The following is a 3583-nucleotide window of genomic DNA, read 5'->3' as shown; positions in this document are numbered from 1 at the left end:
CACCCATCCGAGAAGCCGTCATCGTCAACACCGCGTCGACCGCGGCCTTTGCCAGGCAGATCGGCCGGACCGCCTACTCCGCCTCGAAGGGCGGGCTGCCCGAGGTGACCCTCGGGGTGATCCCGGGCGCGGGCGGCACCCAGCGGCTGGTGCACGCGGTCGGCAAGGCCACGGCGATGCGGATGCTGCTCACCGGCGAGCCGATCATCACCGCCGACGCGCTCGCCGCCAGGCCGGCCGCCGAGGTCGCATCCGACACCGGAACCCTTGCCACCGCGACGAAAATCGTCGAACGGATCGCCGACAACTTTACCGACCACTGAGGACGGACTATGATCTACCGATCATCGTGGATGACCGAGGAGCTCGACCAGCTCCAAAACCTCACCCGCACCTTCCTGGCCAAGGAATCCGAACCCAACCACGAGCGGTGGACCGAGCAGCACGCGGTCGACCGCGAGTTCTGGAACAAGGCCGGCGAGATCGGCCTGCTGTGCATCAGCTGCCCCATTGAGTACGGCGGCGGTGGCGGCACGTTCGCGCACGAGGCCGTGGTGTTGCGCGAGCAGGGCTACATCGCCGACGACTGCTGGGCCTACCTGGTGCACAGCCCGATCGTCGCGCACTACATCAACGCCTACGGCAACCACGAGCAGAAGCAACGCTGGCTGCCCAGACTGGCGTCCGGTGAGTTCGTCGGCGCGATCGCGATGACCGAACCGGGCACCGGTAGCGACCTGCAGGCCGTGCGCACCACCGCCCGGCGTGAGGGTGACCATTACGTGATCAACGGTGCAAAGACGTTCATCACCAACGGTACCCACTGTGACCTGCTCATCATCGTGGCCCGCACCGGCAACGCGCCCGGCGGCAGAGGGCTGTCGCTGATCGTGGCGGAAACCCAGGGGCTGCAGGGGTTCGAACGCGGCCGGGTGCTGCAGAAGATCGGCGCGATGGGCACCGACACCCGAGAGCTGGCTTTCACCGACATGCGGGTGCCTGCGGTCAACCTGCTCGGTCCGGCCGAGGGCCAAGGCTTCGTGCAGCTGGTACAGCAGCTGCCGCAGGAACGGCTGTCCATCGCGGTGAATGCCGCGGCCGCCGCCGAACACGCCGTCGACTTGGCCATCGCCTACGCCAAGGAGCGCACGGCGTTCGGCAAACCCCTGCTGGAATTCCAGAACACCCGGTTTGTGCTCGCCGAGTGCCGTACCGAAGCGCTGGCGCTGCGCGCCTTCATCGACCACTGCATCACCGAGCATGTGGCCAGCCGGCTCGACGGCGCAACCGCGTCCATGGCCAAATACCTGGGCACCGACAAGCAGAGCGAGATCGTCGACCGCTGCCTACAGATCTTTGGCGGCTACGGCTACATGACCGAGTACCCCATCGCCCGCATGTACGCCGCTGCCCGTGTCCAGAGGATCTACGGCGGCACCAACGAAATCATGAAGGAGCTCATCGCCCGCTCCCTCTGACCGGCAAGAGACCAACCACGCCTGGAGCCGGGTCCGTTCGGTATGTGGGGGTTCGGGGGGCTCGGCCCGCCCGGTGGACATGGTGGAACGACAAGGTCGGCTTCCGTGCGGACGCGGTTGACCCAGAGTGGAGCGGGTGACCGGGATCGAACCGGCATGGCCAGCTTGGAAGGCTGGGGCTCTGCCATTGAGCTACACCCGCGAGGTGATCGATGCGAGCTTACCCCGTAGAATGAGCAGGCGACGCCTCGGGGCGTAGCGTAGTGGCTAGCGCGCCTGCTTTGGGTGCAGGAGATCGGGAGTTCGAGTCTCCCCGCCCCGACCGATACCCTCGGCGTGTCACCCCCCTGTCCAACGTCGTACCAGGAGACCGCCGCGCCGTGAAGGCCACCAAGGAGACCCTCAGCCCGACCCGGGTCAAGCTCACTGTCGAGGTGCCCTTCGACGAGCTCAAGCCCTCGCTCGAGGCCACATATCGCAAGCTTGCCCGCCAGGTCCGGGTCTCGGGCTTCCGGCCGGGCAAGGTCCCGCCGCGCATCCTGGACCAGCGGCTAGGCCGGGGTGTCATCCTGGACGAGGCCGTCCAGGAGGCGCTGCCGCAGCTCTACTCCGAGGCCGTGCAGGCCGAGGAGGTCGATGTGCTGTCCCGGCCCGAGGTGGACATCACCGAGTTCGTCGACGGCGGCCAGCTCGTCTTCACCGCCGAGGTGGATGTCCGGCCCGAGGTGACCCTGCCGGAGTTCTCGGAGCTTGAGATCACCGTTGACGCCGTCGAGGTCACCGACGAGCAGGTCGAGGAGCAGCTCGGCGCGCTGCGTGATCGTTTCGCGGTGCTCACGCCGGTGGAGCGGGCCGTGCAGGCGGGTGACTACGTCTCGCTCGACCTGTCCGCCGAGGCGGACGGCACGCCGATCGATGGTGCCGAGGCGACCGGGCTGTCCTACGAGGTCGGTAGCGGCAACCTGGTCGAGGGTCTCGACGACGCGATCATCGGCGCCACGGACGGCGAGACCCGCACCTTCACCACGGAGCTGCTCTCCGGTGAGCAAGCCGGTCAGCCCGCCCAGGTGACGGCGACGGTCCGCGGGGTCAAGGAGAAGGAGCTCCCGGCCCTGGACGACGACTTCGCGACCACCGCCAGCGAGTTCGACACCCTCGACGAGCTGCGCGCGGACATCCGGACGCGCCTGGAGCAGTCGCGCCGCACCGAACAGGTCGGCCAGGCCCGGGAGAAGTTGCTGGAAAGCCTTCTGGGGCGGGTGGAGGTGCCGGTGCCCGGCTCGCTGCTCGCCGGCGAGATCGAGGCCCGTGAGCACCGCCTCTCCCGCGAGCTGGAGTACATCGGCACGGACCGCCCGTCCTACCTGGAGACCCTCGGCCAGACCGAGGAGGAGTTCGACGCGGAGGTTCGCGAGTCCGCCGGCAAGGCGATCCGCTCCCAGTTCATCCTGGACGCGGTGATCGATGCCGAGTCGATCGGGATCGACCAGGGCGAGCTGATGGAGCAGCTCATCCTGCGCGCTCAGCGCTCCGGGGTGCAGCCGGACGTCTACGCTAAGCAGCTTGCGCAGGGCGAGGGTCTCACGGCCCTGATGGCCGACGTCCTGCGGACCAAGGCGCTCTTCCTGTTGCTGGAGAACGCCAAGGTCGTCGACGGTGCGGGGACCCCCGTCGAGCTCGCTTTGCCAGCCCGTCCGCAGCCGGACGCCGACGCCGACGCCGATCATGGCCGCGATGTCACCGTCGCGGCGGAGGTCGTCGCCCCCGGGGACGGGGACGCCACGGTCGAGCCGGTCGAGGCGGAGACCGACGGCAACGGCTGATCAGCGCCTCGCCGCTGGCGCGGTCGTGTTCCTCCCGAAGCAACCATCGGGTCATAACAGGCGAACCGTGGGGGTTGGTCACCGTTTCCACCTGGAACCGTGGCCGGCCCCGCTGTTCGTCTCACCATCGCCGCCTTCCGTGACCGGACGGCGCCGCGCCGAACCAGCCCGCACCCGGCTGGCCATGAGCGCCCACCGGCCCTGGGCCGGTGGGGCTGGCCCGTCCTCACGCCCAGCGCGAACATCGGGCGGGAAGGGCGGGAACTGGGGCGTGTCACAGAT

General features: G+C 68.6%; 4 protein-coding genes and 2 tRNA genes. 4 read left to right on the top strand and 2 right to left on the bottom strand.

What is annotated here, in order from left to right:
- Together AC08ON_RS04350 and AC08ON_RS04345 are read left to right on the top strand one after the other, a co-directional pair.
- A partial coding sequence (locus AC08ON_RS04350) for an enoyl-CoA hydratase-related protein (RefSeq protein ID WP_476616497.1) occupies positions 1-323 on the top strand: 323 nt, incomplete at its 5' end.
- Positions 324-353: 30 nt separating this feature from the next.
- On the top strand, positions 354-1478 hold the full coding sequence (locus AC08ON_RS04345; protein ID WP_476608558.1) for an acyl-CoA dehydrogenase family protein: 1125 nt from the start codon (positions 354-356) through the stop codon (positions 1476-1478).
- 128 nt (positions 1479-1606) lie between these two features.
- Here the strand turns inward: AC08ON_RS04345 and AC08ON_RS04340 are convergent.
- Positions 1607-1680: transfer RNA gene (locus AC08ON_RS04340), tRNA-Gly, on the bottom strand.
- Between the two features lie 47 nt (positions 1681-1727).
- Here AC08ON_RS04340 and AC08ON_RS04335 point away from each other — a divergent pair.
- Both AC08ON_RS04335 and tig read left to right on the top strand, forming a co-directional pair.
- Positions 1728-1800, top strand: a tRNA-Pro gene (locus tag AC08ON_RS04335).
- 58 nt (positions 1801-1858) lie between these two features.
- Positions 1859-3301, top strand: a complete 1443-nt coding sequence (tig, locus tag AC08ON_RS04330; RefSeq protein WP_476608557.1) for a trigger factor — start codon at positions 1859-1861, stop codon at positions 3299-3301.
- A 78-nt stretch (positions 3302-3379) separates the two neighbouring features.
- Here tig and AC08ON_RS04325 read toward each other — a convergent pair.
- Positions 3380-3583 (bottom strand): hypothetical protein (locus tag AC08ON_RS04325; RefSeq protein WP_476616496.1); only part of this gene is annotated, 204 nt, incomplete at its 5' end.

This window comes from Frankia sp. CoWAU3 (assembly GCF_977971855.1).
The sequence above is the reverse complement of the archived record's forward strand: the minus strand, read 5'-3'. Positions and strand labels throughout refer to the sequence as shown.